General features: G+C 41.0%; 28 protein-coding genes. 15 read left to right on the forward strand and 13 right to left on the reverse strand.

The features are described from left to right. Positions 1-132: 132 nt before the first annotated feature. The 5 genes from DPG01_RS18765 to ubiG form a co-directional block, all read right to left on the reverse strand. A complete protein-coding gene (locus DPG01_RS18765; RefSeq protein ID WP_171327358.1) occupies positions 133-288 on the reverse strand; it encodes a hypothetical protein in 156 nt (51 codons plus the stop codon). Between the two features lie 149 nt (positions 289-437). After that, complete coding sequence (locus DPG01_RS05485) at positions 438-857, reverse strand: hypothetical protein (RefSeq protein WP_110974419.1); 420 nt, start codon at positions 855-857, stop codon at positions 438-440. 152 nt (positions 858-1,009) lie between these two features. Further along, positions 1,010-1,756, reverse strand: a complete 747-nt coding sequence (locus DPG01_RS05490) for a YciK family oxidoreductase (RefSeq protein WP_110974420.1) — start codon at positions 1,754-1,756, stop codon at positions 1,010-1,012. Positions 1,757-1,792: 36 nt separating this feature from the next. Further along, positions 1,793-2,488 carry an HAD family hydrolase gene (locus DPG01_RS05495; protein WP_110974421.1) on the reverse strand — a complete coding sequence of 232 codons (696 nt, stop codon included), beginning with the start codon at positions 2,486-2,488 and terminating at the stop codon, positions 1,793-1,795. Beyond that, a complete protein-coding gene (gene ubiG / locus DPG01_RS05500) occupies positions 2,485-3,201 on the reverse strand; it encodes a bifunctional 2-polyprenyl-6-hydroxyphenol methylase/3-demethylubiquinol 3-O-methyltransferase UbiG (protein WP_110974474.1) in 717 nt (238 codons plus the stop codon). The genes DPG01_RS05495 and ubiG overlap by 4 nt, the downstream gene beginning before the upstream one ends. Positions 3,202-3,381: 180 nt before the next feature. Here ubiG and DPG01_RS05505 point away from each other — a divergent pair, with 180 nt between their 5' ends. Beyond that, positions 3,382-3,999: a thiol:disulfide interchange protein DsbA/DsbL gene (locus DPG01_RS05505; RefSeq protein ID WP_086210730.1), complete on the forward strand. Its 618-nt coding sequence runs from the start codon at positions 3,382-3,384 to the stop codon at positions 3,997-3,999. Positions 4,000-4,065: 66 nt separating this feature from the next. On the opposite strand, the gene DPG01_RS05510 is transcribed toward DPG01_RS05505, so the two are convergent. Both DPG01_RS05510 and DPG01_RS05515 read right to left on the reverse strand, forming a co-directional pair. Next, entirely contained in the window at positions 4,066-5,703 is a 1,638-nt protein-coding gene (locus tag DPG01_RS05510; protein ID WP_110974422.1) for a PglL family O-oligosaccharyltransferase, read from the reverse strand. A gap of 109 nt (positions 5,704-5,812) precedes the next feature. Continuing rightward, positions 5,813-6,490: a TetR family transcriptional regulator gene (locus DPG01_RS05515; protein ID WP_110974423.1), complete on the reverse strand. Its 678-nt coding sequence runs from the start codon at positions 6,488-6,490 to the stop codon at positions 5,813-5,815. Positions 6,491-6,650: 160 nt separating this feature from the next. Between DPG01_RS05515 and rph the strand changes: the two genes are divergently transcribed. Then, entirely contained in the window at positions 6,651-7,367 is a 717-nt protein-coding gene (gene rph, locus DPG01_RS05520) for a ribonuclease PH (RefSeq protein WP_086210727.1), read from the forward strand. A gap of 72 nt (positions 7,368-7,439) precedes the next feature. On the opposite strand, the gene nadC is transcribed toward rph, so the two are convergent. After that, positions 7,440-8,285: a carboxylating nicotinate-nucleotide diphosphorylase gene (nadC, locus tag DPG01_RS05525; RefSeq protein ID WP_110974475.1), complete on the reverse strand. Its 846-nt coding sequence runs from the start codon at positions 8,283-8,285 to the stop codon at positions 7,440-7,442. Between the two features lie 184 nt (positions 8,286-8,469). Here nadC and DPG01_RS05530 point away from each other — a divergent pair, with 184 nt between their 5' ends. The 5 genes from DPG01_RS05530 (at position 8,470) to murJ (ending at position 12,162) form a co-directional block, all read left to right on the forward strand. Then, complete coding sequence (locus DPG01_RS05530) at positions 8,470-8,841, forward strand: hypothetical protein (RefSeq protein ID WP_110974424.1); 372 nt, start codon at positions 8,470-8,472, stop codon at positions 8,839-8,841. Between the two features lie 130 nt (positions 8,842-8,971). Continuing rightward, entirely contained in the window at positions 8,972-9,289 is a 318-nt protein-coding gene (locus tag DPG01_RS05535) for a hypothetical protein (RefSeq protein ID WP_110974425.1), read from the forward strand. Between the two features lie 169 nt (positions 9,290-9,458). Then, positions 9,459-9,911: a hypothetical protein gene (locus tag DPG01_RS05540; protein WP_228156964.1), complete on the forward strand. Its 453-nt coding sequence runs from the start codon at positions 9,459-9,461 to the stop codon at positions 9,909-9,911. Positions 9,912-9,964: 53 nt separating this feature from the next. Continuing rightward, a complete protein-coding gene (gene ampD / locus DPG01_RS05545) occupies positions 9,965-10,528 on the forward strand; it encodes a 1,6-anhydro-N-acetylmuramyl-L-alanine amidase AmpD (RefSeq protein WP_110974427.1) in 564 nt (187 codons plus the stop codon). A 77-nt stretch (positions 10,529-10,605) separates the two neighbouring features. Next, the gene (gene murJ, locus DPG01_RS05550; protein WP_171327360.1) at positions 10,606-12,162 is read left to right on the forward strand and encodes a murein biosynthesis integral membrane protein MurJ; all 1,557 of its coding nucleotides are present in this window, start codon (positions 10,606-10,608) and stop codon (positions 12,160-12,162) included. Between the two features lie 120 nt (positions 12,163-12,282). Here the strand turns inward: murJ and DPG01_RS05555 are convergent, their stop codons facing one another. The 5 genes from DPG01_RS05555 to DPG01_RS05575 form a co-directional block, all read right to left on the reverse strand. Then, positions 12,283-12,975, reverse strand: coding sequence for an FKBP-type peptidyl-prolyl cis-trans isomerase (locus tag DPG01_RS05555; protein WP_110974429.1), 693 nt, complete (start codon positions 12,973-12,975; stop codon positions 12,283-12,285). A gap of 53 nt (positions 12,976-13,028) precedes the next feature. After that, positions 13,029-13,733, reverse strand: a complete 705-nt coding sequence (locus tag DPG01_RS05560) for an FKBP-type peptidyl-prolyl cis-trans isomerase (protein ID WP_086210722.1) — start codon at positions 13,731-13,733, stop codon at positions 13,029-13,031. Between the two features lie 212 nt (positions 13,734-13,945). After that, entirely contained in the window at positions 13,946-16,141 is a 2,196-nt protein-coding gene (locus DPG01_RS05565) for a polysaccharide biosynthesis tyrosine autokinase (RefSeq protein WP_086210721.1), read from the reverse strand. A gap of 19 nt (positions 16,142-16,160) precedes the next feature. Continuing rightward, a complete protein-coding gene (locus tag DPG01_RS05570; RefSeq protein ID WP_110974430.1) occupies positions 16,161-16,589 on the reverse strand; it encodes a low molecular weight protein-tyrosine-phosphatase in 429 nt (142 codons plus the stop codon). Positions 16,590-16,592: 3 nt separating this feature from the next. Further along, a complete protein-coding gene (locus tag DPG01_RS05575) occupies positions 16,593-17,687 on the reverse strand; it encodes a polysaccharide biosynthesis/export family protein (RefSeq protein WP_086210719.1) in 1,095 nt (364 codons plus the stop codon). A gap of 272 nt (positions 17,688-17,959) precedes the next feature. Here DPG01_RS05575 and tviB point away from each other — a divergent pair, with 272 nt between their 5' ends. The 8 genes from tviB (at position 17,960) to DPG01_RS05615 (ending at position 26,077) form a co-directional block, all read left to right on the forward strand. After that, positions 17,960-19,237: a Vi polysaccharide biosynthesis UDP-N-acetylglucosamine C-6 dehydrogenase TviB gene (gene tviB, locus DPG01_RS05580; protein ID WP_086210718.1), complete on the forward strand. Its 1,278-nt coding sequence runs from the start codon at positions 17,960-17,962 to the stop codon at positions 19,235-19,237. A gap of 28 nt (positions 19,238-19,265) precedes the next feature. Further along, entirely contained in the window at positions 19,266-20,288 is a 1,023-nt protein-coding gene (locus tag DPG01_RS05585) for an NAD-dependent epimerase/dehydratase family protein (RefSeq protein ID WP_110974431.1), read from the forward strand. Positions 20,289-20,298: 10 nt separating this feature from the next. Beyond that, positions 20,299-21,471 (forward strand): lipopolysaccharide biosynthesis protein, encoded by a 1,173-nt coding sequence (locus tag DPG01_RS05590; protein WP_110974432.1) that lies wholly within the window; start codon positions 20,299-20,301, stop codon positions 21,469-21,471. Continuing rightward, positions 21,471-22,058 carry an acyltransferase gene (locus DPG01_RS05595; protein ID WP_110974433.1) on the forward strand — a complete coding sequence of 196 codons (588 nt, stop codon included), beginning with the start codon at positions 21,471-21,473 and terminating at the stop codon, positions 22,056-22,058. The genes DPG01_RS05590 and DPG01_RS05595 overlap by 1 nt, the downstream gene beginning before the upstream one ends. Positions 22,059-22,164: 106 nt before the next feature. Beyond that, positions 22,165-22,716 carry an acyltransferase gene (locus DPG01_RS05600; protein WP_110974434.1) on the forward strand — a complete coding sequence of 184 codons (552 nt, stop codon included), beginning with the start codon at positions 22,165-22,167 and terminating at the stop codon, positions 22,714-22,716. A gap of 15 nt (positions 22,717-22,731) precedes the next feature. Beyond that, positions 22,732-23,853 (forward strand): glycosyltransferase, encoded by a 1,122-nt coding sequence (locus tag DPG01_RS05605; RefSeq protein WP_228156965.1) that lies wholly within the window; start codon positions 22,732-22,734, stop codon positions 23,851-23,853. After that, on the forward strand, positions 23,850-24,941 hold the full coding sequence (locus tag DPG01_RS05610) for a glycosyltransferase (RefSeq protein ID WP_110974436.1): 1,092 nt from the start codon (positions 23,850-23,852) through the stop codon (positions 24,939-24,941). Before DPG01_RS05605 ends, DPG01_RS05610 begins: the two co-directional genes overlap by 4 nt. Then, positions 24,941-26,077: a glycosyltransferase family 4 protein gene (locus tag DPG01_RS05615; RefSeq protein WP_110974437.1), complete on the forward strand. Its 1,137-nt coding sequence runs from the start codon at positions 24,941-24,943 to the stop codon at positions 26,075-26,077. Before DPG01_RS05610 ends, DPG01_RS05615 begins: the two co-directional genes overlap by 1 nt. Positions 26,078-26,079: the final 2 nt, after the last annotated feature.

Consider the following 26,079-nt stretch of genomic DNA (forward strand, 5'->3'; position numbering starts at 1 on the left):
TTATGCCTAATTTTGACCGTTAATTAAATCACCAATTGATTCAAAGTCTAAAGCAATTGGTCAAATATTTCTGTTTTTCTGCATTGTGGTATTGCATCGCTTGACCTTGTTAAAGAAAGCAAAGGCGATTATTTAATACCATTGCTTGGTCAGATTTTGCAATGAAAAAATCGCGTTTACAACGGATTCGGCTTGAACTGTATCATCCAAAGCCGAAATTAAGCTTTCAGGCAGTTGTAGATTGTGGATATGACGAATGGTGTCATGTTTACGTTGTACATCAGTCATGCTGAGCCCTGATTTTAAGTTCTTGATGAATCAGAATGATAAGCATGAAATGTTCATCTATAAAACCGAATATTTTTATTAAAATGATTTAAAAATACGATTTTAATGCCCAGTTAGCCAAGCTGATGTTTCAACTTGGCTGATTCGGTCTAATAAGCGTAGTTGAGGTCGGTATAATCGCTTAATGATTTCTGCACATGGGCTTGGATAAATTCACGTACATCTGCTGTGGTCATTGCTTCACCATTTTTACGAATGGCATGCTCAATGTCGGGCTGACCTTCAATTTTAATCCTATAAACAAAATTTTTCTTCGTTTGATATTGGTCGTCGTTTTTTGCAATCACGGTGACATAGTGGTAGCTATGTTCAAAGTTTAAGTCGGTATGAGAAAAAACAAACTGATCAAAGAGTTTCAGAGTCGCACCATTTTCCAGTGCTTGCAGTTCTTTGACAATACTGGCTTCAAACTTCATTCCATATTTTTCTGAAATCGGTTGTTGGTCAATCAATAGACTCACCATCCCATCTTCAGTGGGTTGTACGGTGATGTTGCTCAAGTCCGTCATGGTATGCTCTTAGCAAATAGAATTGGACATCAGTATCCGCAAAAATTGGGAAAAGACAAGCACTGCCAAAGTCTAAAACATTCTATATGAGCACAAAGCCAAAGTTTGATGCATAAAAAAGGAAGCCGCAGCTTCCTTTTTTATGATTCATTTTAGTCCTGTGCATCAATACTCTGACCATTCATATGCAAACTGTCATCACCCATCAGGTACAGATAGGCAGGCATGATATTTTCAGGTGTCGGCAATGTTTTTGGATCTTCATCAGGATAGGCTTTGGCACGCATCGCTGTGCGGGTCGCCCCCGGATTGATACAGTTAAATCGGATATTCGGTGCGGTATTTTCTTTGGCGAACAGTTGACTGACCGCTTCAATCGCGATCTTAGACACGGAATATGCGCCCCAACGTTCACGCGTTTCCCGCCCGACACCTGAGCTGGCAAAAACCACAGAGGCATGCTCAGATTTTTTCAGGAGGGGCATTAATTCTTGAGTCATAACGAATGGCGCACGTAAGTTGACGGCCATGACGTCATCCCAAACATCGACAGGATAATTTTCCAGTTCAGTACGCTCACCTAAAATACCTGCATTATGCAAAATACCATCTAAGCGCCCAAACTGACGTTCTAGGGTGTCGACCAATAATTCATAGTCACGAGGAGAGGCACTTGATAGCTGCAAGGGTAGAATTGCAGGTTGCGGCGCACCTAAGCCTTCAATTTCATCATAAATGACTTCGAGCTTATTTAAGGTACGCCCATGCAGCACCACGGTTGCGCCGTGTAGGGCATAACTTAATGCAGCAGCACGACCAATACCATCGCCCGCACCTGTAATTAAGATGATACGATCTTTGAGTAGATCGGGGCGAGGTTGATATTCTGAATATTTCATCATTACCTCCTCGTTATTGTGATTTTTTAATTGTGATCAAGTCAGTGAGCTTGCTTTTGATGTCTGGTTGATCAGGGACTGAATGACCTCATCTAATTCAGCTACATTCTTCACTATACAATCTGCTTGCCAAGCTGTTAAGTCATCTTTGTGCGCGAATGGTAAATAACCATAAGCGGCCAAAATGGTATACATCTGCGCGTTACGACCTGCATCTATATCACGTGGATGATCCCCGACGTAAATACAGTTTTCAGGTGCAATTGCAATCTGTTGGGCTGCCAAATACATCGGTTCAGGATCAGGCTTGGTTTTGCTGACATCCTCTGGGCAGACCAAAACAGCGCAGCGTTTTGTCAAATCCAGCGCGTCTAATAATGCTTCACTGAGCCAACGTGGTTTATTGGTGACAATGCCCCATGGAATTTCTTGGTTTTCAAGTTTTTCAAGTAGCGGATACATGCCAGTAAATAGGTTGGTATCTACCGCAATATCTGCCCCATAGGTGTCTAAAAAACGCTGACGATGTGCCAGAAAAATTGGGTCTTCGACTTCCAGTTCGGGATAAACCAATTTCACCATAGCCCGTGCGCCTTCAGAGACTTGGCTACGGATCAGGTTTGCATCGACCACAGCAACACCTTTTTCACGGCACATGTTTTGAATAATGCGAATAAAGTCGGCAGCCGTGTCGATCAGTGTGCCGTCAAGGTCGAATAAGACGGCTTTCATGCAGCACCTTCTTTGACAGTGTAGACCATATAGTTGACGTCGACATTCGGCGCTAACCAATAGCGTTTGGTCAATGGATTGTAATGTAAACCCGTCATGTCTTTTAGTTTGAGTCCAGCACCGCGAATATCATGTGCAAGCTCTGATGGTTTAATGAATTTATGATAATCATGGGTGCCTCTCGCTAACATACGCAGTACATATTCAGCACCAATAATGGCAAACAGATAGGCTTTAGGATTACGGTTGATGGTTGAAAAGAACACATGACCGCCTGGTTTCACCAGTTTATGGCAGGCTTCAATGATTGAAGCTGGATTAGGTACGTGTTCCAGCATTTCCATGCAGGTCACGACATCGTATTGTCCTGCGTGTTCTTCTGCGAGCTGTTCAACTGGAACTTGGCGATACTCGATATGCTTAACACCTTCTTGCTCTGCATGTAAACGCGCCACATTCAGTGGGGCTTCGCCCATATCAATACCAAGAACATCTGCACCACGACGTGCCATACTTTCAGCCAAAATGCCGCCACCACAGCCGACATCAAGGACTTTTTTCCCACTGAGTCCACCAGCATGCTCATCAATCCAGTTTAAGCGTAATGGATTGATCATATGTAAAGGACGGAACTCCGAGTGCTGATCCCACCATATGGCAGCAAATGCTTCAAATTTGGCAATTTCTTGTGGATCAACATTCAGTTGCGACATCATCGTCACCTCAATCAGGTTGTAATATTTAAAAAAATTCAATAGGGCTTAGTGTAGCGTTTATTCTGGAAAAAGCGATAAAAGCCTGAAAAAAGTTCACAGAATGAAAACGAATTTGGCATATTTGATTTATAGTATTTGCATAAACTTATCATAATGATTTTGAGGACAATAAGTTCAATGAAAAAACTCCTTTTGAGTGGACTAGCAACCGCTGTTTTCGCTATTTCTGGTAGTGCTTTGGCTGCAAACTTTGTAGCAGGTCAGGACTATACTGTGGTACCAACGCCAGTACAGGTCGAAGTACCTGGAAAAATTGAAGTGCGTGAGTTCTTCTGGTATGGCTGCCCACACTGCTTTAAACTTGAACCGCATATGCAGACTTGGTTAAAGAAATTACCTAAAGATGTACGTTTTGTACGTACACCAGCAGCGATGAATCCACTTTGGGAGCAGGGTGCTCGAGCTTATTATGTGTCTGAAGCTTTAGGTGTGCGCAAGAAGACACACCTTATGTTATTCCATGCGATTCATGATCAAAACCAACCAATTTTAGAACAACCTGCTTTAGCTAAGTTCTATACTCAATTTGGTATTCCTGAAGCGAAATTTAACAGTACGTATAAGTCTTTTGCGATCACTTCAAAAATTGCTCAAGCGCAAGATTTAGCGAAACGTTATCAACTGAGTGGTGTCCCTGCGGTCACAGTCAATGGTAAGTACATTGTTCAAGGCGAAAATGAGAAAGTTGTGCAAGTTGTAGAATATCTCATCGAAAAAGAACGTGCGGCAAAATAATGAGCGTATAGCTCGCCCCATAAAAAAAGCCTGCTGATGCAGGCTTTTTTTATGGGGTGACAAAATTTATTGCACACTTGATGTAGGCTGTAATAAATCCTCATAACGCAGATCAATTTTTCTTAAAGTTTTTAAGCGCCAAAGTTGGTGACGAGCCTCAGCCTCATAGCCATTGAAAGCCAAGAGTTTAGCAAACTTGGTTAAATCATAAGGAATCGGGTAGTTCAACACCATTTCCTCATAGTCCCGAATTTGCTCAGGGCTGACTTTACTATACGGATTTAACTGAATCCATTCGATACGACGGTTAAACTCAGACAGCAGTAAAATTTGATCGTGATTGGTGAATTTTTCAGGTGTTTTTTCATAGCGAGAGGCTTGATTCAGCTTCGGCACCATCAGTTCATAATCACGGATAATGAGTCCGACCAAGATCACACAGACTGTAAATACCACTGGCATAACATAACTTGCTACGGTCCATGTTTTTACTTTTTGCTGGGCTTGAATAATCCCGAGAATAAAGCCGAGCGGCAACAAGAAATAGGCATAGAATAAAGGAAATTCGAGCATCGCATGAATGAGTACAGCCCCTACCATGAGCAAACCCACCACAGATTCGGATGAAGTTGCATGCTTTTGTAGTTGATAACCCCAATAGCTTATGTAAGCAAAAAATGGAACTGCAATCAGTAGACCATTCCATAAAATGAAGTCGAGAATGAAGTTGTGCGCACTTTTCACCCAAACTGGACCTTGGAACTGATCACTAATCAATGTGTAAGCGACACTGGTTTGATGCCAACCATAGCCAAACCAAGGGCGTTCTGCGATTGCATGTAGCATTTGCTGCCAAATGGCAAGACGTGACATATCCCCCTTGGTTGCTCGAGCAACGACATCGCGAGTTTGTGTGACATCAACATTAGAAAGTTGAGCCAACAACTGGTTGAGCTGAGGAGTTAACACAATTAAAGAAACAAAGAGCACAAACCATGCAAGAGCACTATACCATTTGAGTTGTAGTGTGCCTTTGTATTGTTGATAGAGTAAATACAGTAGTACACAAATACTCGCGACCCATGATGTGCGAGATTGACTCAGTGCGACAGCAAACAACATCAGTACGGCACTGGTGCAGAGAAGAAGAGTATTGAATTTTTTCTTCTCAAATAAGTAAAGAGTACCCAGTAAGGACAGAATTAAGAAGCTTGCCATATTATTCGGCTGAGCGAAGTTGGCATACGGGCGATCACCTTTTAATATGGTCATCCCCGGTATTTTCTGTTCAATATTGAGCCATTGGCAGATGGCAATCAGAGCAGTGACCACACCAACCAACCAAAAAACCGTACTTAAACCAGCAAACAATTGTTCACGCGCGAGCGGTCTTTGACTGAGGTTAAAACCTAAAACAATACTGAGCCAAAAGGCAAAAATGTATAGGCCACACATCAACGCTTTGCTGAAAAAGAACAGCTCACCAAAGCCGTACTGTATAAAGGGTACAAGGCTTAAGAGCAATAGAGGTAGTGTGATCTTGGGGAATAAAACTTTTTCTTTTAGAAACAGTGCGGAAAGTGTAAATAATGACAAAAAGGCAAACAGCTCACCTGTATAAGTGACCCATGGTCGATAATGAATGGGCAAAAGCCATGCTAAGGCCATACATACACTGGCAGCTAAAAAAAGAAAAAAACGCATAAGAGGTACAGATGAAAAAACTGGCTCTATGATAGTGAAAAAGCGTCTAAGTTTGAGCAAACAGTGTTAAAAAATTTGTAATGTATTAAAACATCATTCTAGCTGGAGTTTAATGCAGTGTCGGGTTGGCTTGTTCTGTTTGTATTGTTGGTCGATGCCAATTGGAAATACCACGAAACATGAGTTGAATCTGTACCACTGTTTGCATTTTAAAGTCATGTTGTTGCTGTTGTAATTGTATTGATGGTACATCTCGGCTAAAACCAATCCAACGCATGGCCCAGTTAAAAGAGGCATTCATTAGAATATTGGCTAAAACGTTAAGGTCTTTTGAATCGCGGATATGCTGCATACTTTCAATACGGGTGAGAGCATAGGCAAAGTCGTCGATTAAAAACGTGATCTCTCGTTCGATGGCTTTACGAACCAATGTTGAGCCTCCCCAACGCTCGCCGATGAGAAAGATCCATTGTTCGGGGTGTTGCTCAACGGCATCAAAGAATAAATCGAGGCTGTGCTCAATGGTTGCATGTGGGCGGTAAACATAGCTTTGGCCTAATTGGGTCAGCACATTTTTGATATGTAAGGCAGCTTGGTCGACCAGTTCAAGCCCTAGTTCATCCAAATCACTAAAGTGTCGATAAAAGGCGGTTGGCACTAAACCGACTTGACGGGTAACTTCACGGAGACTGATCTGACTAAAGGAGCGACCAGAGGTGCTGAGCTGTAAGGCTGCATTGAGCAATGCTTGGCGACTTTGTTGTTTGCGCTCTTCACGAATCGACATAGATGTGGCCTCAAGCTCATTTGTCTTTTAGTTTAACAAAGAATCAAGATCTAAAGTGAGGTTAGCGATCAATTACAAAAGCGAGCTTGTGGAGCAAATGCTTTGGCTTTGCTTCTGCTATACTATGCGCCAATCAACTTAGTCAGATGAAGGACGTATTATGCGTATCGACCAACGAGCATTAGATCAATTACGTGATGTTACTATTACGCGTAACTATACACGTTATGCAGAAGGTTCGGTATTGGTTGAGTTTGGTCATACCAAAGTTCTTTGTACTGCGAGCATTGATAACTCAGTTCCGCGTTTTTTAAAAGGTAAAGGTCAAGGTTGGGTAACAGCAGAATATGGCATGTTGCCACGTTCAACCCATACCCGTAGTGACCGTGAGGCGGCACGTGGTAAGCAAAGTGGTCGTACTCAAGAAATTCAACGTTTGATTGGTCGTAGTTTACGTGCCATGGTGGATTTAAAGAAACTCGGTGAAAATACGATTACCATTGACTGTGATGTGATTCAAGCAGATGGTGGTACGCGGACTGCTGCGATCACTGGTGCTGCGGTGGCCCTTATTGATGCGATGAATACGCTGCTTGAGAAAAAGAAAATTAAGCAGGATCCACTCAAAGGTTTGGTTGCTGCCATTTCAGTCGGTATTTTCCAAGACGAAGTGCTTTTAGACTTGTGCTATGAAGAAGACTCAAACTGCCAAACAGATTTAAACGTGGTGATGACCCAAGCAGGTGAGTTTATTGAGATTCAAGGTACAGCGGAAGATAAACCATTTACCCGTGTACAGTGCAATGCCATGTTAGAAATGGCCGAAAAGGGCATTCAAGAATTGGTGAAAAAACAACAGCAAGCGCTGGGCTGGTAAGTTTTCACGCAAAAAAACGCACTATCTAGTGCGTTTTTTTATGGCGTGTTGACTAAATGCAATCTTTTCAAATTAAGCATTAAAACGCATGGAAAGATCGACGGCTTTGACATCTTTGGTCAACACACCCATCGAAATATAATCCACGCCTGTGGTTGCCACTTCACGTAAGTTGTCAATGGTGATGTTGCCTGACGCTTCCAATTTACAACGTCCTGCGACATGCTTGACCGCATCAATCATTTGTTGCTGGCTAAAGTTGTCTAACATTACGATATCCGCTTGGGCTTCTAATGCTTGGTCTAATTCAGCCCATGTTTCGACTTCGACTTCGACAGGTTTGCCCGGGGCAATTTGATGCGCTTTGGCAATCGCCTGAGCAATGCCACCAGCTGCCATGATATGATTTTCTTTTATTAAAAAAGCATCGAATAGGCCTAAACGATGGTTTTGCCCCCCGCCGATCGCGACCGCATATTTTTGTGCAATGCGCAGACCCGGTAGCGTTTTACGGGTATCTAGCAACTTGGTATTTAAGCCGTCTAACTGTTTGACATATTCAGCCGTTTTGGTTGCTACCGCAGACAGGGTTTGTACAAAGTTGAGTGCAGGGCGTTCAACCGTAAGTAAGCTACGTGCTGAACCTGCCAGTTTAAAAATGGTTTCATTGGCAAGCACCAGATCGCCATCGTTTTTTAGCCATGTGATTTGTACACTCGAATCAAAAGCTGCAATTAATGCATTGACCCAAGGTTGACCTGCAAGAATCATGTCTTCACGGCTAATAATGGTCGCAGTTGCTTGCTCATCTTCAGGCGTCAAAAGTGCCGTAATGTCGCCATCACCGATGTCTTCTTGTAATGCCTGTTGAATATTCAGTTGAATAGATTGTTCAAGCAGTTGCTGCGATATGCTCATCCGATTGTCCGTATCTTTATAGAAGCCATGAAAATTGCGCAATATATTAGCACCCTCCTCAGAAAAAATAAGTATTTCATCTCGATTATTAGTGTGAAAGTATATTTGAAATATATAGATGCATTTATGTAGTACTTTAATTTGCTTGCTATAATGTTATTCTTATTCGCATATAGAGAAAGTTATGGCTGAATTTAATAGTAAAAATTTTGTTGAGTTGTATCGCACAGAACAAGGACAAAAATTATGGCAATTTTTGAATACAGAGAAATCGATTATTCAAATGAAAACAGCCAGTGATTTGAACAAGCCTGCCTTATTAGGAATTGAAAAAGATTTGCTACGCTCAGGTCTAATGCAAACAAAAGAGCAAATGGAAAACTTGAAGATAGATGGAAAAATTTATGATCGTACAAAACAAATGTTGGGTGCGATGGTTAGGCAAGTAATGGAATCAGAGGGCTATCAATTGCATTCAAAGAATATGAGAGTCGTCACAAATAGTAGAATTTTCTATGCTGCTACATTATATCGAGAGATTGGGGAGAATAAATAGAAGAATTATACAAGGCTAATAAGTGTTGCATGATTAATCATAGTACTATATATTACGTTCTATGTTGGGTCTTGTATTAGTATGATCTTATATCCAATAAAGCAGTATTCCATAAATAGGAGACGAAATAATGAGTAATAATAGTGTGGTGTGGGGGCGCGGTATTGATACATTAGGAGTTGAATTTCTTACGAATGTTTTAAATAACATGCAACGTCTGAGTAGCAATATTGTACGCTTTGGTCAAAGAGGAATAGGTAAACAACCTAATTATCAGATTGATCTTACGGAAAATGAATCCAAAAAATTTAATGGCTATCATGGTAAATTTCATAGGGATGGAGTTTCAGAGGACGAGCCATTTAATCCTGAAAATTTATCAGTCGTTTTTAGCCTTCAAGATGTGCAAGTTGCATTAGAAGCTGCAAGAAAACAAAATATTGTGTAATCATAATTTTTAATCTTAGTATAGCCATGTTTATGATATGACTGGTTATTTATAATTTAATAAAAAACATGGAAGCAAAAATGAATTTCATCTAAGAGAGCTAAAAGAGATGCTGAATCTTTAGGTAAATAAATATTAGACCCTTAACTTATGTTTAGGGTCTATCTTTATGATAATTTCAATAAATAAAGTAAATAAGATGAACCTATTTTTAGACTGTGAATTCAATGGTTTTGGTGGTGAGCTCATTTCAATGGCACTTGTAGACGGAGATGGGCACTCTTTTTATGAAGTTTTAACTTGCACTCATCCAGAGCCTTGGGTTGCTGAAAATGTCATTCCTAAACTGGTTAAAACACCTATTTCTTTAATAGAGTTTCAAAATAAATTAGCTTTATTTTTGAATGAATATTTAAAAATTCATGTGGTTGCAGATTGGGCAGAAGATTTATCATTATTTACGCGTAGTCTTATTATTAGCGAAGGACGAGCAATACGAACACCACCTTTGACTATGGAGCTATGGACTGGAGAGATGTGCTTTAGTTCTGAAATTCCACATAATGCTCTTTCGGATGCAAGAGTTTTAGCTGACTCTTATAGACTACAATTACGTTGTTAGTATGAGTTGTGCTATATAAGAAGCATAAAAACTATGAGTAGATTAGGCTCAGAATGCAACAATTTACAATCCATAATGGCATATTACAAGGTGCGAGACAAATCCCATCGCCTAATTTTAACGCACGTCCTGCAGATGCTGATATTCAACTGATTGTCATTCATAATATCAGTTTGCCCCCCTCACAGTTTGGTGGTGGCTATATTGAACAATTTTTTCAAAATCAATTGGATTGGTCAGTACATCCATATTTTCAAACCATTCAAGGCATGCAAGTCTCAGCACATTTACTGATTTTAAGAGGCGGGGAAGTCTTACAATTTGTTAACTTTCATGACCGTGCATGGCATGCAGGGCGTTCGAGTTATTTGGGCAAAAAAGAGTGCAATGATTATTCGATTGGCATTGAGCTTGAGGGCAGTGATGACTTGCCTTTTGAAGATGCCCAATATGAAGCATTGGTACATGTGACTGCCTGCTTACAGCAAACCTATCCTCAAATTCAACAGCATTTGGCGGGGCATTCCGATATTGCTCCAGGTCGAAAAACGGATCCTGGCCCATTTTTCGATTGGTACAAATATAGAAGTCGTTTGCAGCAGTTAAAAAGTCAATAAATTGAGTGCAGACAACAACATTAAACAATCAAATATTCGTTGAAGTTTCATTACAATAGCGGCAAATGAAAAACTAGGTGGATACGATGGCGCTGTGGCGGTCAACCGTAATTGTAAGTGCAATGACCATGCTTTCTCGGGTCTTGGGTTTGGTACGAGACATTGTTTTACTGAATGTCTTTGGTGCAGGTAAAGATTTCGATACCTTTGTGGTGGCCTTTCGTATACCGAACTTCTTCCGTCGGCTGTTTGCTGAAGGGGCATTCTCACAGGCGTTTATTCCAGTACTGACCGAATATAAAACTGGGCGTACCCATGCGGAAGTTCAAATCCTGATTAGCCGTGTCTTTGGTTGCTTGATGACGATCATGACAGTTCTGACTTTCTTGGCTATGGTCGCGGCGCCTGCCGTATTGTATATTTATGCACCGGGCTTCCATGCTGACCCTGAGAAGTTTGATCTTGCAGTTTCGATGTTCCGCCTCACTATTCCTTATTTATTGTTTATGTCGCTGACAGCCTTTGCCAGCAGTATTCTAAATAGTTATGGTTCCTTTGCTTCACCCGCATTTTCACCAGTATTGCTGAATGTTGCGATGATTGCAGGAGCATGGTGGTTGACGCCGTATATGGCGGAGCCGATTATGGCACTCGGTTGGGCAGTGATTGCTGCGGGTGTATTGCAATTAGCGATCCAAATTCCTGAACTTTGGCATAAAAAATTACTGATTCCGCCGAAAGTCGATTTTAAACATGAAGGTGTGGATCGCATCATGAAATTGATGTTGCCTGCACTATTTGGTGTTTCTGTTACGCAAATTAACTTACTTCTAAACACCATTTGGGCTTCGTTTATGCAAGATGGTTCTGTGTCTTGGTTATATAGTGCAGAACGCATGACTGAATTGCCTTTGGGCTTGATTGGGGTGGCGATTGGTACGGTAATTTTACCGGCATTGTCGACCCGTCATGCAGAGCAAGATATGTCGAAGTTTCGTGGCATGATGGATTGGGCTGCAAAGGTGATTGTTTTGGTTGGCGTGCCTGCCAGTATTGCACTGTTTATGTTATCGACCCCTATTATTCAGGCCCTATTCCAACGCGGACAATTTACCCTTGAAGATACTCAAATGACGGCTTTAGCGTTGCAGTGTATGAGCGCCGGGGTGATTTCATTCATGTTGATTAAAGTCTTTGCACCTGGGTTTTATGCACAACAAGACACCAAGACTCCTGTTCGTGTGGGGCTAATGGCCGTTGCTGCGAATGCGATTTTAAACGTAGTGTTTATTGGTTTCTTTAAATTGATTGACTGGCATGCAGAGCATATGGCACTGGCTTTAGCGTCTTCTGGGTCTGCACTTGTAAATGCAGGAATGTTGTATTTCTATCTACATAAGCGTGATATTTTCCGTTTTGGTGCTCACTGGAAAAAACTGTTTATTCAGTTTGGTATTTCTAACGCCGTGATGATTGCGGCATTGTGGTACGGACTGACTTGGTATAATGGCGAAATGTCACAGTGGATTCGCGTTGCTGAAGTGGTTGGGCTGTGTGTGGTCGGTGCGGTGGCTTATGCCATTGGTTTATTCATTACGGGTTTTAGACCACGCCATTTAAAGCATGAAGCATAAAACAAAAAGCACTGCTTGATTTGAGAATAGATTGTAATTCATAAAAAGCGTAATCAATAAAAAGCCTGATCACATGTCAGGCTTTTTATTTTATCTCTAGAATTATTTTGCCTAACTGCCTTAGTTTGGCAATACTGCAATCAGTTCCACATCAAAAATCAGTGTGCTGTTCGGTTCAATCACATCACCTGAACCAATTTGACCATAACCCAGTTTAGATGGAATAAAGAAACGGTATTTCGCTCCTTCTTTCATCAGTTGCAAACCTTCAGTCCAACCTTGAATGACTTGGCTGACTTGGAATTCTGCAGGCTGTTGGCGTGCAATCGAACTGTCAAAAACCGTTTGATCAATCAAACGTCCTTCATAATGGACTTTGACTCGACTGTTGGCCTTGGGTGACTTGCCTTGACCTTGTTGTAAAACCATATATTGCAGGCCTGAAGCTGTAGTTTTCACCTCAGGTTTTTTTGCATTCTCAGCTAAAAATGCTGCACCAATTTTGGCATTTTTGTCTGCCAATTGTTTGACTTCTAATAATTGTTTCGCTTCGGCTTGACGCTTATATTGGGTGAGTACACGCGCCATATCTTCATCACTTAATGAGGCAGTTTGGCCTTTAGATGCTTCTCGTAACCCTTGGACAAAAGCATCTATATCTAAATCTTGAATAGACTCTGCATTACTGCGACCCATCAAATAACCAAAGCTATAACCGACCTGTTGATGAACACTATTTTTATTGGTGATAGGCGCCGCGAAAAGAGGAGTTGAAAGGAACAAGCCACAGAGTAATGTTGTTTGAATTTTCATAAATTGTTCTCAATAAAAACAGGAGAGCAAAAGCTCTCCTTGAGTTGGCATTGTTATTTTACTTTGATCAGTTCTACATCAAAAATAAGTGTGCTGTTGGCTGGGATCATACCGGGTACCCCTTGTGGACCATAACCTAAGTTGGACGGGATATAGAGGGTCGCTTTGCCACCTTCTTTCATCAGTTGTAAACCTTCAGTCCAACCTGGAATGACTTGATTCAATGGGAACTCAATTGGCTCGCCACGCTCAATTGAGCTGTCAAAGACTTTACCGTCGACCAGTTGGCCTTTGTAATGTACGGTCACGACAGAGCTGGCAGTGGGTTGCTTGCCTGTACCTTCTTGCGTGATTTTGTACTGTAAGCCCGAAGCTGTAGTTTTCACCCCAGGTTTTTTTGCATTTTCAGTTAAGAAATTATCGCTAGTGGTCTGTGCTTGTTGAGCAACATTAGCCTGTTTTTGTTGCATTTCTTGTTGGAACTGTTCATAGGCTTGTTTTAATTCTTCTTCTGTATACGCGGGTTGGCTACGTGCATGACCTGCGCGAACACCAGTGACAAAACTGTTAATGTCGAGTTCTGGTGGGGTTTGATGAGCAACTTCATAGCCTAGTGCATAGCTAATTTTTTCTACGGCAGATGCATTTTTTGAAACTTGCGCTTCAGCCGAAGCAGGGTGTTGAGATGCATAATAAACGGGAACAAGTGCAGCACCGCCTAGAAGAACAGCTACAGCAATCGGTAAGGCTTTACTCATGTGAAATTTTTCCTAATTCTATTACATTCAAAAAGTTTTCAGCATCTTAGCAGACTTCATGAATCACGTGTTTTGTACCTAGAGTACATTTCCAAATTAATATATGCCGAAGTCCTTAAAAAAACTATAAGGATTTGAATATATAAACGTTTGTCATACAAAATAAAAAGCCAGAACTGTCATTCTGGCTTTTTATCGGCTAATAGCTGTCTTTAGTCTGATTCTTTATTGGCTTTATAAGCATAAGCATAATTGTAGCCATAACCTGAACCAGCTGTACGTTGAATGTCATTCAGAATGAAGCCATTGACTTTAACACCTGCTTGTTCAAAGCGATTGATGGTTAACTCAAGCTCTTTCATTTGTGTTTTCGCATAACGCGCAATCACTAAATTAACGCCTGTATATTGAGAAATAATAATCCCATCCGTTACAGCCAGTACTGGTGGTGTGTCGATGATCACATGATCGAACTTTTCAGACAGTTGTGCCAAGACGTTCTTAAACTGAGCCGAGCTTAAGAGTTCAGATGGATTGGCTGGACTTTTACCTCTGGAGATGACGCTTAAGCCAGGTACTTCAGTATTTCGAATCACTGTCTCTAAGCTGTGTTGGCCATTGAGTAATTCAGTGAGACCTGGTTGAGTGTCGTAGTTAAAGTACTTATGTAAATATCCACGACGTAAGTCAGCATCTACAATCAAAACACGTTTATCGCTTTGCGCCAAAATTGTGGCTAAGTTGGTCGAAATAAAAGATTTCCCGACTTCTGGTGCTGGGCCTGAAATCATAATCAGGTTATTTTTTGCAGAACTTAAAGCAAAATGAATGGCGGTACGCATACTACGTAAGCTTTCAATCGCAATATCATCACTGTTTTTAACAGCCAAAATAGGAATATTCTTTTTCTTCTTCAAAATATTGATGCGACTTTCTTGCACGGGTGAACGAGGGACTGTTGCATACACAGGTAGATCCAGCTCATTTTCAATTTGAGCGGAGTCTTTAATGCCTGAGCGCATCATATTGCGTAATAATGCTAACAGCGTACCAAGGAAACCACCGACAAAGAGCGATAAAATTAGAACGATAAGTGTCTTTGGCTTAACTTTTTCAAAAGGCTTAACGGCTGTATCGACAATACGTACATTACCAATCTCACCTGCATTTGCAATTTTCAACTGTTGATAGTTGTTTAGCAGAGCAGTGTATTGTTCTGCATTGACTTTAACATCGCGATAAAGCTGTAAATATAAGCGCTGGGTTTCTGGAAGTTGTTTCAAAGCTTGATTTAACTGTTCTTTTTTACCAGTCAACTCTTTCAACTGAGCATTAATTTCTGCCATTAAAGGGTGATCATTGGTATATTTTGCAGAAAGTTCAGCTTGTTTTTGCTTGAGCTCAATCATTAAGCGTTCAAGCTCAATATTTTGTTTCAGCAACAGTTCAGATTCTTGGGTCACATCAATGGTGTTGTATTTTTCACGGAATCTATTGAACTTAATCTCAGAATCTTCGAGTTGCTGCTTAAGTAAAGGTAATTGTTTATCTAAGAAAGCAAGTGTTTGCGTTGATTCTAGGGACTTTCTTTCAATATTTTGTTTGTGATAGACACTCAGAATATGATTCAGAACTTTGGTAATGTGTGCTTTATCAGTGCCTTGGTAACTTAAACCGACTACACCTGTCATTTTTCCACGTTCAGCAACACCATAATTCAACATTAGGTTTTTCATTGCTGTTGGTAGAGCGTATTTTGTGATTTTAAGTTCTGGGGCTAGATTGTTATTTTTTACAATATACACTTGCCACAAGCCATACGGACTAGGCACTTGATTCTTGACATTGGTTTTGCCTTCAAAAACAACTTCATCTTTATGTAGTAGTTGAAATGTGTTTGATTCGTTGAATTTTAGTTGAAGGGGTTCATCTAGATAGAAATCAGGGACATTCAATTGTTTAATTTGAACTACGGATGATTTATTTTGATAAACCACTTCAGTTGGAGTGTAATCAACTGTTGACTTTTTCTCTGAAATCAAACGATTAAATGCGGAGTCTTCTGGGGCCTTGATTTCAATATCAAGGTTGAGATCTCGAATCACTTGTCCCAAAACCATGCGAGATCTTAGAACTTCAATTTCTGCATCGGCTGGTGATTTTTGCCCCATCGCTCCTGAGAGTTGGCTTAACTCGCCTAATAGTGCTGCTGAGGCAGCACTTTTGCTGTCTTCAACGAGAACCATCGCATCTGTAGCATAAATGGGTTGAGTGACTCTTAAATAAAGTAATGCACAAATTAAACTGAAAATAATACAAAGAGCAATGAGTTTCCACTGAGCAATCAGAGAAAAAAATAACTCTTTTAAGTCGATTGTATCTTCGCTAGTGCTAGAGTTTTGATTCATAATTTAATATCGTAATAATTTAAAAATGTGATTTCCAATCAGCAACAAAGCGTTGAATATTGCTACAGGTTATATCAAAAAAAGCTTGATTATGCTGGTAGGGGTCAGCAACATTTTGTTTTTGCCAATGACCTAGGCGAAAGACTTTACCTTTAGCAAAAGGCCACTGTTTTTCTATATGTTGAGCTTGGTTGTTACTCATCACCAAAATCAAATCGGCAGCTTTAATGAGGCTGGTATTGATCTGTTTTGCGACATGCTGACGCATATCAATCTTAAATTGATCCATACAATGAATAGCCTTGTCATCGGCACCATGTCCCACCATGGCGGATAGACCTGCAGAGTCAATATTGAGCTGTGGATTTTCCTGTTTGAGGAAATATTCCGCCATTGGACTTCTACAAATGTTTCCAACACAAACCACTAAAATATTTTGTATCCCCATGACTTATTTTCCAAGTTGATCAAAACTATATAAAGCACTTGAGAACGGAACAATTTGATTCATCACACGCTGCCAACGCGTTAAACCTGTTGCATCAATATAGACAATATCGTTCTTTTTCATGTCGAATTGATTGGCTAAGGCCAAATTACCCAGACTACTCAAGTTTAAATGATAAATGGTTGATTGTTTGGACTTTAAGTCTGTGCGCATTACATAAATTCGTGCTGCACTTGCAGAATATGGATTAATACCTTCACTTTCACCCAATACATCACTTAAAGACATGCCTTGATCTCTTAAGCTAATCGCTTGGCTTTTACTTGACTCACCCATGACATATAGTTTTTGGTCTTGTTTGGTGTTAACGAAAATGGTGTCGTCAGGTTGGATCAGTAGGTTATGGAGTGATAAGCCTTGTTTTTCTAACTGAATGGTATTGAGATTATATGTTTGACCATTTCGGATGAGTTGAATATTGGTCGTATCTCCAGTCTTGGTGTCGATCCCGCCCGCTTGACCTAGGGCAGTATAGAGACTGATTGGAAGATCATTGATGGTGTATTGTCCACTTTTAAGCACTTGCCCGTTGACATAGTAGCGTTTTGCTTCAAAAGACAGAACGCGGACAATCACGTCAGGATTCTTGAGATACTTGCTAAATTGGCTACGCAAGAATGTATGTGCTTCAGCAAGCGTTTTTCCAGCAATTTTGACAGAACCAATTAAAGGAAGTTGGACATTCCCGTTTGGATCAATCGGGTAGCCTACAGTTCGTACACTGGTCGCATCTTGAATAGGCGGAGTAATTTCTGGATATGCCCAAAGTTGGATAGATAGGACATCACCATAGTTCAAGCGATAAATACCTTGTTTTTTATTAAACAAAGTTCGAATATCTGAAAAATTGTTGACAGGTGCTTGCGCTATATTAGAGATATTCTCTTGTGTTAACTGTACAACATTAAGTTCAGCACCTTGATTTGTTTTATAGGAGCCTTGTTCAGGAAGATCATAAGTTTGAAGTCCTGATGTTACGGCACAACCAGTTATGCTTAAACTGAGTGCTAACAATATGCTATAGCGGTAGTAACTCACTCGAAAATAAACCCTATTTATAAATAATTTGAATAATGGATCAGGGCTATGACAACCCGAAGAATTTATATAAAACTGTTAGATTTTATACCAATTAATATCTTTAACATAGCCTAAGATGTTGGTGAAACGTACTGTTTCTATAATTAATCGAATAATTTTTTGAGGACTAAGTAACATAATTTAGTCATTAAAAGAAATCAAATTTCTGCTATATTGTGCAACGTTGAGATCTCTGCTCCTATCCTATTCAAATTGCACAAGGCTGTACCATGCTACAACTCGCTGATCTAAAAATTGCCATCATCGGATTAGGTTATGTTGGTTTACCTCTGGCTGTAGAGTTTGGTAAAAAAGTTTCTGTGCTGGGTTTCGATATTCATCAGAAGCGAATTGATGAGTTAAAGTCTGGTCAAGACCATACCTTGGAAGTGTCTCCAGATGAGTTGATGCAAGCAACTCAGTTGAGTTATAGCGCAGATTTAGAAGATCTAAAAAGTTGTAACTTTTATATTGTGACCGTTCCAACACCGATTGATGAATTTAAACAACCCGATCTCACTCCATTAATCAAAGCATCACAAAGTATTGGTCAGGTATTATCTGCGGGTGATATCGTTGTCTATGAATCGACCGTTTACCCCGGTGCAACAGAAGAAGCCTGTATTCCTGTCTTAGAAAAAGTATCAGGTTTAACATTCAATCAAGATTTTTTTGCGGGCTATAGCCCCGAACGGATTAATCCAGGGGATAAGCTCCATCGGGTTACGAATATTCTAAAAATCACCTCAGGTTCTACACCCGAAGTCGCTGATTTTGTCGATGAAGTATATAATCTTATTATTGAAGCGGGCACGCACAAAGCGCCAAGTATCAAAGTCGCAGAAGCAGCAAAAGTGATTGAAAACACGCAACGTGATGTAAATATTGCTTTAATTAATGAACTTGCTTTGATCTTCAATAAAATGGGCATTGATACAGAAGATGTACTCACAGCCGCAGGAACGAAATGGAACTTTTTACCATTCCGTCCAGGTTTAGTGGGTGGGCACTGTATCGGGGTTGATCCGTATTACTTAACTCATAAAGCACAGTCGATGGGTTATCATCCTGAAATTATCTTGGCAGGTCGTCGTCTGAACGATGGCATGGGTGCTTATGTCGTCACCCAACTTGTTAAAAGTATGGTGAAAAAGAAGATTCAGGTTGAAGGCGCAAAAGTTTTAGTCTTGGGGCTCAGTTTTAAGGAAAACTGTCCTGATATTCGTAATACCCGTATCATCGACATTGTGAAAGAACTTGAAGAATATCATATTGATGTTGATGTATATGACCCGTGGGTGAGCCCAATTGAGGCTGAAAGTGAATATGCGATTAGCCCAGTACAGTCTTTAAATCAGCAAACGTATGATGCGGTGATTCTTGCGGTTGCACACCAGCAATTTAAGGTGATGGGCGCTGATGCAATTCGTGCTTTAGGTAAAGAAAGCCATGTCTTGTATGATTTAAAATATGTATTAGATCAATCAGAGTCTGATTTACGTCTATAATTTATTGAATGTTTTTGGAAAATTTACGATGAACCAATATCAAACGGTCTGCGAGCAGTTACAACAAGCACCGAAGACATGGCTAATCACGGGCGTTGCTGGATTTATTGGTTCAAATTTGCTTGAAACATTATTAAAGCTAGATCAGATCGTGGTCGGGTTAGATAATTTTGCGACAGGCTATCAACATAATCTTGATGAAGTGAAAGGATGTGTCTCAGAGGCACAGTGGTCAAATTTCAATTTCATTGAGGGTGATATTCGTCAGTTTGCAGACTGTCAAACAGCTTGTACTGGTGTGGACTATGTTTTGCATCAAGCTGCTTTGGGTTCTGTACCACGTTCGATTGTTGATCCGATCACGACCAATGACACCAATATCAGTGGCTTTTTGAATATGCTGACCGCAGCACGTGATGCGCATGTTTCAAGTTTTAGTTATGCGGCAAGCAGTTCAACCTATGGTGATCATCCAGGATTACCTAAAGTTGAAGAAAATATTGGAAATCCGCTTTCACCCTATGCCGTAACTAAATATGTGAATGAGCTATATGCAGATGTGTTTGCCCGTAGCTATGGTTTTAAAGCCATTGGTTTGCGCTATTTTAATGTTTTTGGACAACGTCAGGATCCAAATGGTGCCTATGCAGCCGTGATTCCCAAGTGGACTGCGTCGATGATTGCAGGGGATGATGTTTTCATCAACGGTGATGGAGAAACCAGTCGCGATTTCTGTTTTATTGATAATACGGTGCAAGCCAATATTTTGGCAGCCACAGCCCCTGACGAGGCCAAAAACCAAGTTTATAATGTAGCTGTGGGTGATCGTACCACCTTGAATGATCTATATGCTGCAATTCAAGTTGCATTGCTTGAAAACTCAATTCGCTATGAAAAGTCTGCAGTGTATCGTGAATTTCGTGCAGGGGATGTGCGCCATTCACAAGCCAGTATTGCCAAAATTCAACAGGCTTTAGGATATGCGCCTGAATACCCGATTGCTGAAGGCATTCAGTTGGCAATGCGTTGGTATGTCAACAATTTGACCTGAACGGGCTGACATGATTGCGCGCCTGTTCGCCAAATACCAGTCGATTGGTTTAATCACCAGCAGTTTATTAGTGGGTGCGATAATGACATTTATCGCCCTGCCTTTTTTAACGCGTTTATATTCGGTTCAAGACTTTGGTGAATATGGTATTGCTTTAGCCATCGTTAGTGTCTTATCGACGGTAGCGAATTTGCGTTTGGACCAAGCGCAATTGGTGGCCGAACAACAGCATCAAAAAAGTCTGATTTTCGAAGGTGCGATTTTTGCCACCATTATTTCCTTGCTTTCGGCTGGTGTTTTGAGTTGCTTTTTTGATGGAGCAATGGTTGGGGCAATTTGTAGTGGAATACTTGCCAATACTTTGATTCAAAGCCTTTATAACTATAAGTTTTCAGTACATGCCGAATATTTTTGTGCAGGGCTGAATATTTTTAGAAGCCTGATTGTGGTGGTGGTGCAGTTAAGTTTACCTTTATGGATGAGCATTGGCCTGGTGAGTAGCTATGCGGTCAGTTCGGTGATCATGCTTATGATTGTGGTGCTTTATATTCTAAAAAATCAACTCTATAGCGTGAGTTGGCAGGCATTTAAGCATTATAAAGATTTTATCTATAGCAATACACCGCATGCACTTTTAAATAGTTTTTCACATAACTTGCCATACTATGTGGTTTCACATTTTGTCGGGGTGCAGGCAATGGGTTTTTACGCCATTGTTGAACGTACGCTCCGTGTCCCAATTAACCTAATGTCGCAAACCCTTCGCCAATTTTTTATTCGCAAATTTAAACATGCACACACCAATCGTCAGGCTTTGCATAGCAGTGTGATTTTAAGCCTGATTTCGCTGCCATTTTTTGCAGTATTTTTTGTATTACCTGAAAGTGTTTATTTGTGGGCTTTTGGCCATGAGTGGGTCGGTATTTCAACCTATTTCCAAATTTTGGCATTGGGCTATTGGGCGGTCTTTTGTAATCCGCCCAGTTCAGCTTATCTGATTGCGAAACGAAACAGCCAAGTTTTGTTTAGACTGCAAATTGTGGAATTGATTTTAAAGTTCATTTTGTTTGCTGGGCTCTATGTCATGATGAATGATAAAATTTATATGCTTTTGGCTGTTCCTGTAGCACTCATTTTTTATAATTTTTCCATTTTATATGTGGTGTGGAGAGCAAAATTGTGATGTTTTTTAAAACTTTGAAGTTGCTCAACTGGCTCTCTGCACAGTGCCGTAAGACGCTGTATAACATGGCGTTTTCAAGTCGGTTTAAATATTTTGGGAAGCGGACTAAGCTCGATATTAGCGGTGTCGTGAGTATCGGGGAAAATGTCTATATTGGCGATGATGTCACGATTATTGTGGAAAAGGGCGCCACGCTTTGTATTGGTGATCACAGTTTTATTGGTGAAAGCTGTTATATCAAGTGTTTTGGTGGCAAGGTTGAAATTGGACAGAATGTCAGTATCAACTCCAAATCTTTTCTCAATGGCTGTGGCGGTCTAAGCATTGGGGATAATACCCGGATTGGCACGCAAAGTATTATGATCGCCAGTAACCATAAGTTTGATGATCCTGAGGTTTTGGTCAAAGACCAAATTACTAAACAGGGGATTCAAATGGGTGAAAATATTTGGTTTGGTGCTCGAGTAACCGTGCTTGATGGTGTCAATATTGCCAATAATGTGGTCGTGGGTGCCTGTTCATTGGTGAGTAAAAGCATTCCCGAGGCGGGGGTTTACGTGGGAACACCTGCAAAAAAAATAAAATAAAACTCTGTTGGACAGAGCATATCCGTGTTGCACAATTGAGAGTAAAATAGCCCGTTGCAGTACTTTTGTTGCACATTTATCTATTTATCTTGGGTCTTTTTGATACATGGCATTGATTCGGTCAATTTTCAACACAGTGTTTGATTTAGCCTATTTTATGTTCAAGGGCAGCATTGCTTATGCGCGTAAAAAAGGTGTGACTATCGGTGAGCATTGTCGAATTTATATCAAGAGCTGGGGCTCTGAACCTTTTCTGATTCATCTAGGGAATCACGTTACAGTCACCTCAGGCGTTAAGTTTATTACGCATGATGGTAGTACCTGCCTTGTTTATGATGCGCAAGGCAAGCGTTATCAACGTTTTGCCCCTATTCATGTGGGTTCTCATGTTTTTATTGGGGTCAATAGCATTATTATGCCGGGGGTCACGATTGGTTCAAATGTGGTGATTGGCGCAGGTTCAGTGGTGACTAAAGATATTCCTGATAATAGTGTAGCAATGGGAGTACCTGCCAAAGTGGTGAGCAGTTTTGATGACTTTCAAGCCAAAATTAAAACCACTTGTGCCAGTGACTCTGAGCTTGCAGGGATTCAGGACTATACTCAACGTGTGCAGCGTGCGATTGAGCTTCAAGCACAAAAACAATCTCAGCTTTAGCTTTAAGTGGATTTTATGATGTTGAATAAAGTGATGTTCTTTTTACCAACACTGGGTGGTGGAGGGGCTGAACGAACCGTCATCCAGCTCGCCAATAGCTTTGCTGAGCAAGGTATTCAGGTGGATTTGGCTGTATGTAATATACAGGGTGAAAAGGGAAAATTACGTCCTGAGGTCAGCCCTAAAATCCAACTGCTTGATTTGAACTGTGGGCGAGTGGTGAATGCTTTGATGCCACTAAAACAACAATTAAAAACAGGGCAGTACCTTGCAGTCGTTGCCACCCAAACCCATAGCAATATCATTTGTGCCTTTGCCAAGAAACTGGCAAGAATCAAAACCAAATTAATCTTCCGTGAAGTGTCGACACCTTCGAAAAATATGAAGTTGCAAGGTTTTGCCAAGTTTGTCTTGAAAAGCCTCGTGAACTATAGCTATCCCATGGCGGACCGAGTGGTTTGTGTATCCAATGGGGTGTTGGAGGATTTTCGCAAATACTATGGCTATCAACAGTCTAATTTAGTCACCATTTACAACCCCGTGATTGATGACAGTTATTTTGTCAAACTTCAAGCACCTGTAACGCATCGTTTTTTTGAGCCTAATCTTAAAGTCATCATGGCGGTTGGACGTTTAACAGAAGCAAAGAACTTTGCCAATTTAATTCGTGCTTTTGCTAGGTTACATCAACAGCAGCCCAATACCCGTTTGATCATTTTGGGTGAAGGTGAGTTGCGTCAGGAACTGGAACATTTAAGTGCTGACTTGGGTCTACACGATGTTGTCGATTTACCTGGTTTTGATGCCAATCCTTATGCTTATTTTAAATATGCTGAACTGTTTGTGCTGAGTTCAAATTGGGAAGGTTTGCCGGGTGTGCTGATTCAGGCGCTAGCTTCAAAAATTAAAGTGGTCAGTACCGATTGTCCAAGTGGCCCGATGGAAATTTTGGATAATGCCAAATTCGGCTTATTGGTGCCTTGCGATGATGCACCTGCATTAGCAGAGGCTATGCAGCAAGCGCTTTGTGCAGACGGTGTGCAATATACTGCGGCTGAATTTGAACAGCACTGTCAGCAGTTCCATAAAGATACGGTATTGCAACGCTATGCTCAGATGATGGGGTTGGCAGTATGAACAAACCTGTGGTTGTACATGTGATTACCAACTTCGCAGGTGTGGGCGGCGCTGAAATGATGCTGTCCCGTTTGGTTGCGCAAACGCAGGCAGAGTATGAACACATTATTATCTCATTAATGCATGTATCCAATGTTTATGCCGAAACCTTGAAGCTGTGCTCTTCACACTACAGTTTAAATTGGAAGGGTATAAACAGTTTTAGTGTCATGCTTAAACTCAGAACACTACTGCAACAGATTCAACCGAATGTGGTACAAGGTTGGATGTACCATGCCAATGCGATGACCAGTCTAAGTCTGTTGGGCATGCAACAAAAACCACCTATTTTTTGGGGGGTTCATCATTCACTGGCATCACCTAAAGAAGAGTCGCTGAGTACCAAAGTGGCATTAAACCTCAGCAAGCTTTTCTCTCAGCAGCCGAAAGGCATTGTGTATTGTGCACATTCATCCCTTGAGCAACATCAAGCGTTTGGTTTTAACAATGCAAATCAGCAGGTGATTGCCAATGGTGTTGCCTTAGATCAGTTTCAAGTAAATGAGCAATTGCATGAACCGATCACAATTGGTTTTGCAGGGCGCTACCATACAGCTAAAGGATATGCATATTTATTGCAAGTGATTGCTGAACTTAAAGATCAGCCGATTATTTTTAAAATTGCGGGAAGTGGTGCCAATTTAGCCACCCCTGAAATCAAGCAAGCCTTTGCTGAGCATCAGTTAGATCCACAAAAAGTACAGCTCTTCGATCAGGTTTCGGATATGCCAGCTTTTTATCAATCGTTGGATGCTTTTTTGATGACTTCGATTACGGAAGGTTTTCCCAATGTTTTGGTCGAAGCGATGGCCTCAGGTTTACCCTGCATCACGACGGATGTTGGGGATGCTAAATATATTGTAGAAGAGAAAGGTTGGGTGGTTGCGCCACGCGATGTAGCAGGGTTGAAAGCGGCGATTTTAAACTATGTAAAATTGTCGCAGGCTGATAAGCGCAGTTTAAAGCAACAAACACGGGCGCGGGTAGAGCAGAATTTTAGTATTCAGCACGTAAGCCAGCAATACATGACGGTATGGAGACAAGGTTGATGAAATTTTTGATGATCAGTAGTTATCTACCTTCTGTACTGAACTTTCGCGGTAAATTGTTAGAGGCGATTCATGCTCAGGGTTTAGAAATACATGTCTTAGCGCCTGATTTACACGACTATCCTGATGAGTTGAATAAACTGCAGCAATTGGGTTATCAGCTACATACGCTGCCCATGCAACGTACAGGAACCAACCCAATCCAAGACCTCAAAACCTTAAAAGCGATGTATCAGCTGATTCGCCAAATTCAGCCTGATTATGTGCTGTCTTATACCATTAAGCCCGTGATTTATGGCACATTGGCTGCAAGCTTGGCAAAAGTGCCCCATCGTTTTGCATTGATTACGGGTTTGGGGTATGCCTTTCAAAATGCGGAATCGGGTCAACGCAGTATTTTTCAAAAAATGGTGCATGGTCTGTATGCGCAAGCGCTCAAGCATGCACACAAAGTCTTTTTTCAAAATCCCGACGACTTAAAATTATTTCAAAGCATGCAACTCCTATCATCTCAAAAACTGACGGTGGTGGTGAATGGTTCTGGGGTGAATGTGCAGGATTTTGCAGTACTGGATTTACCTAAAAATGAACATGGCCAAGCAAAGGTTTCTTTTTTGCTGATTGCTCGTTTATTGGGGGATAAGGGGGTGCGAGAATATGCAGAAGCGGCTCGCATCATCAAAGCAAAGCATCCAGAAGTCGAGTTTCATTTGGTGGGTTGGATTGATGAAAATCCTGCTGCGATTGCGCAAGCCGAACTAGATGCTTGGGTGGCAGAGAAAGTCGTCAATTATTGGGGTAAACTCAGTGATGTACGACCTGCGATTGCAGCCAGTTCGGTCTATGTCTTGCCATCTTATCGTGAGGGTACACCTCGCACCGTACTTGAGGCTATGGCGATGGGGCGTGCCATTATTACTACGGATGCCCCGGGTTGCCGAGAAACAGTGGTCCATGGTCAGAACGGGTATTTGGTGCCAGTGAAGTCAGTTGAAGAATTGGTGCAAGCTATGCAAACTTTTATTGATGACCCACAACTGATGGTACAGATGGGGCAACGTTCGCGTGAAATCGCTTTAGAGAAATATGATGTCCATCAAGTGAATGCCCACATGATGTCCGAGATGGGAGTTTAAGC

Source organism: Acinetobacter sp. WCHAc060042, assembly GCF_003231195.1.
In the GTDB taxonomy this organism is placed as follows: domain Bacteria; phylum Pseudomonadota; class Gammaproteobacteria; order Pseudomonadales; family Moraxellaceae; genus Acinetobacter.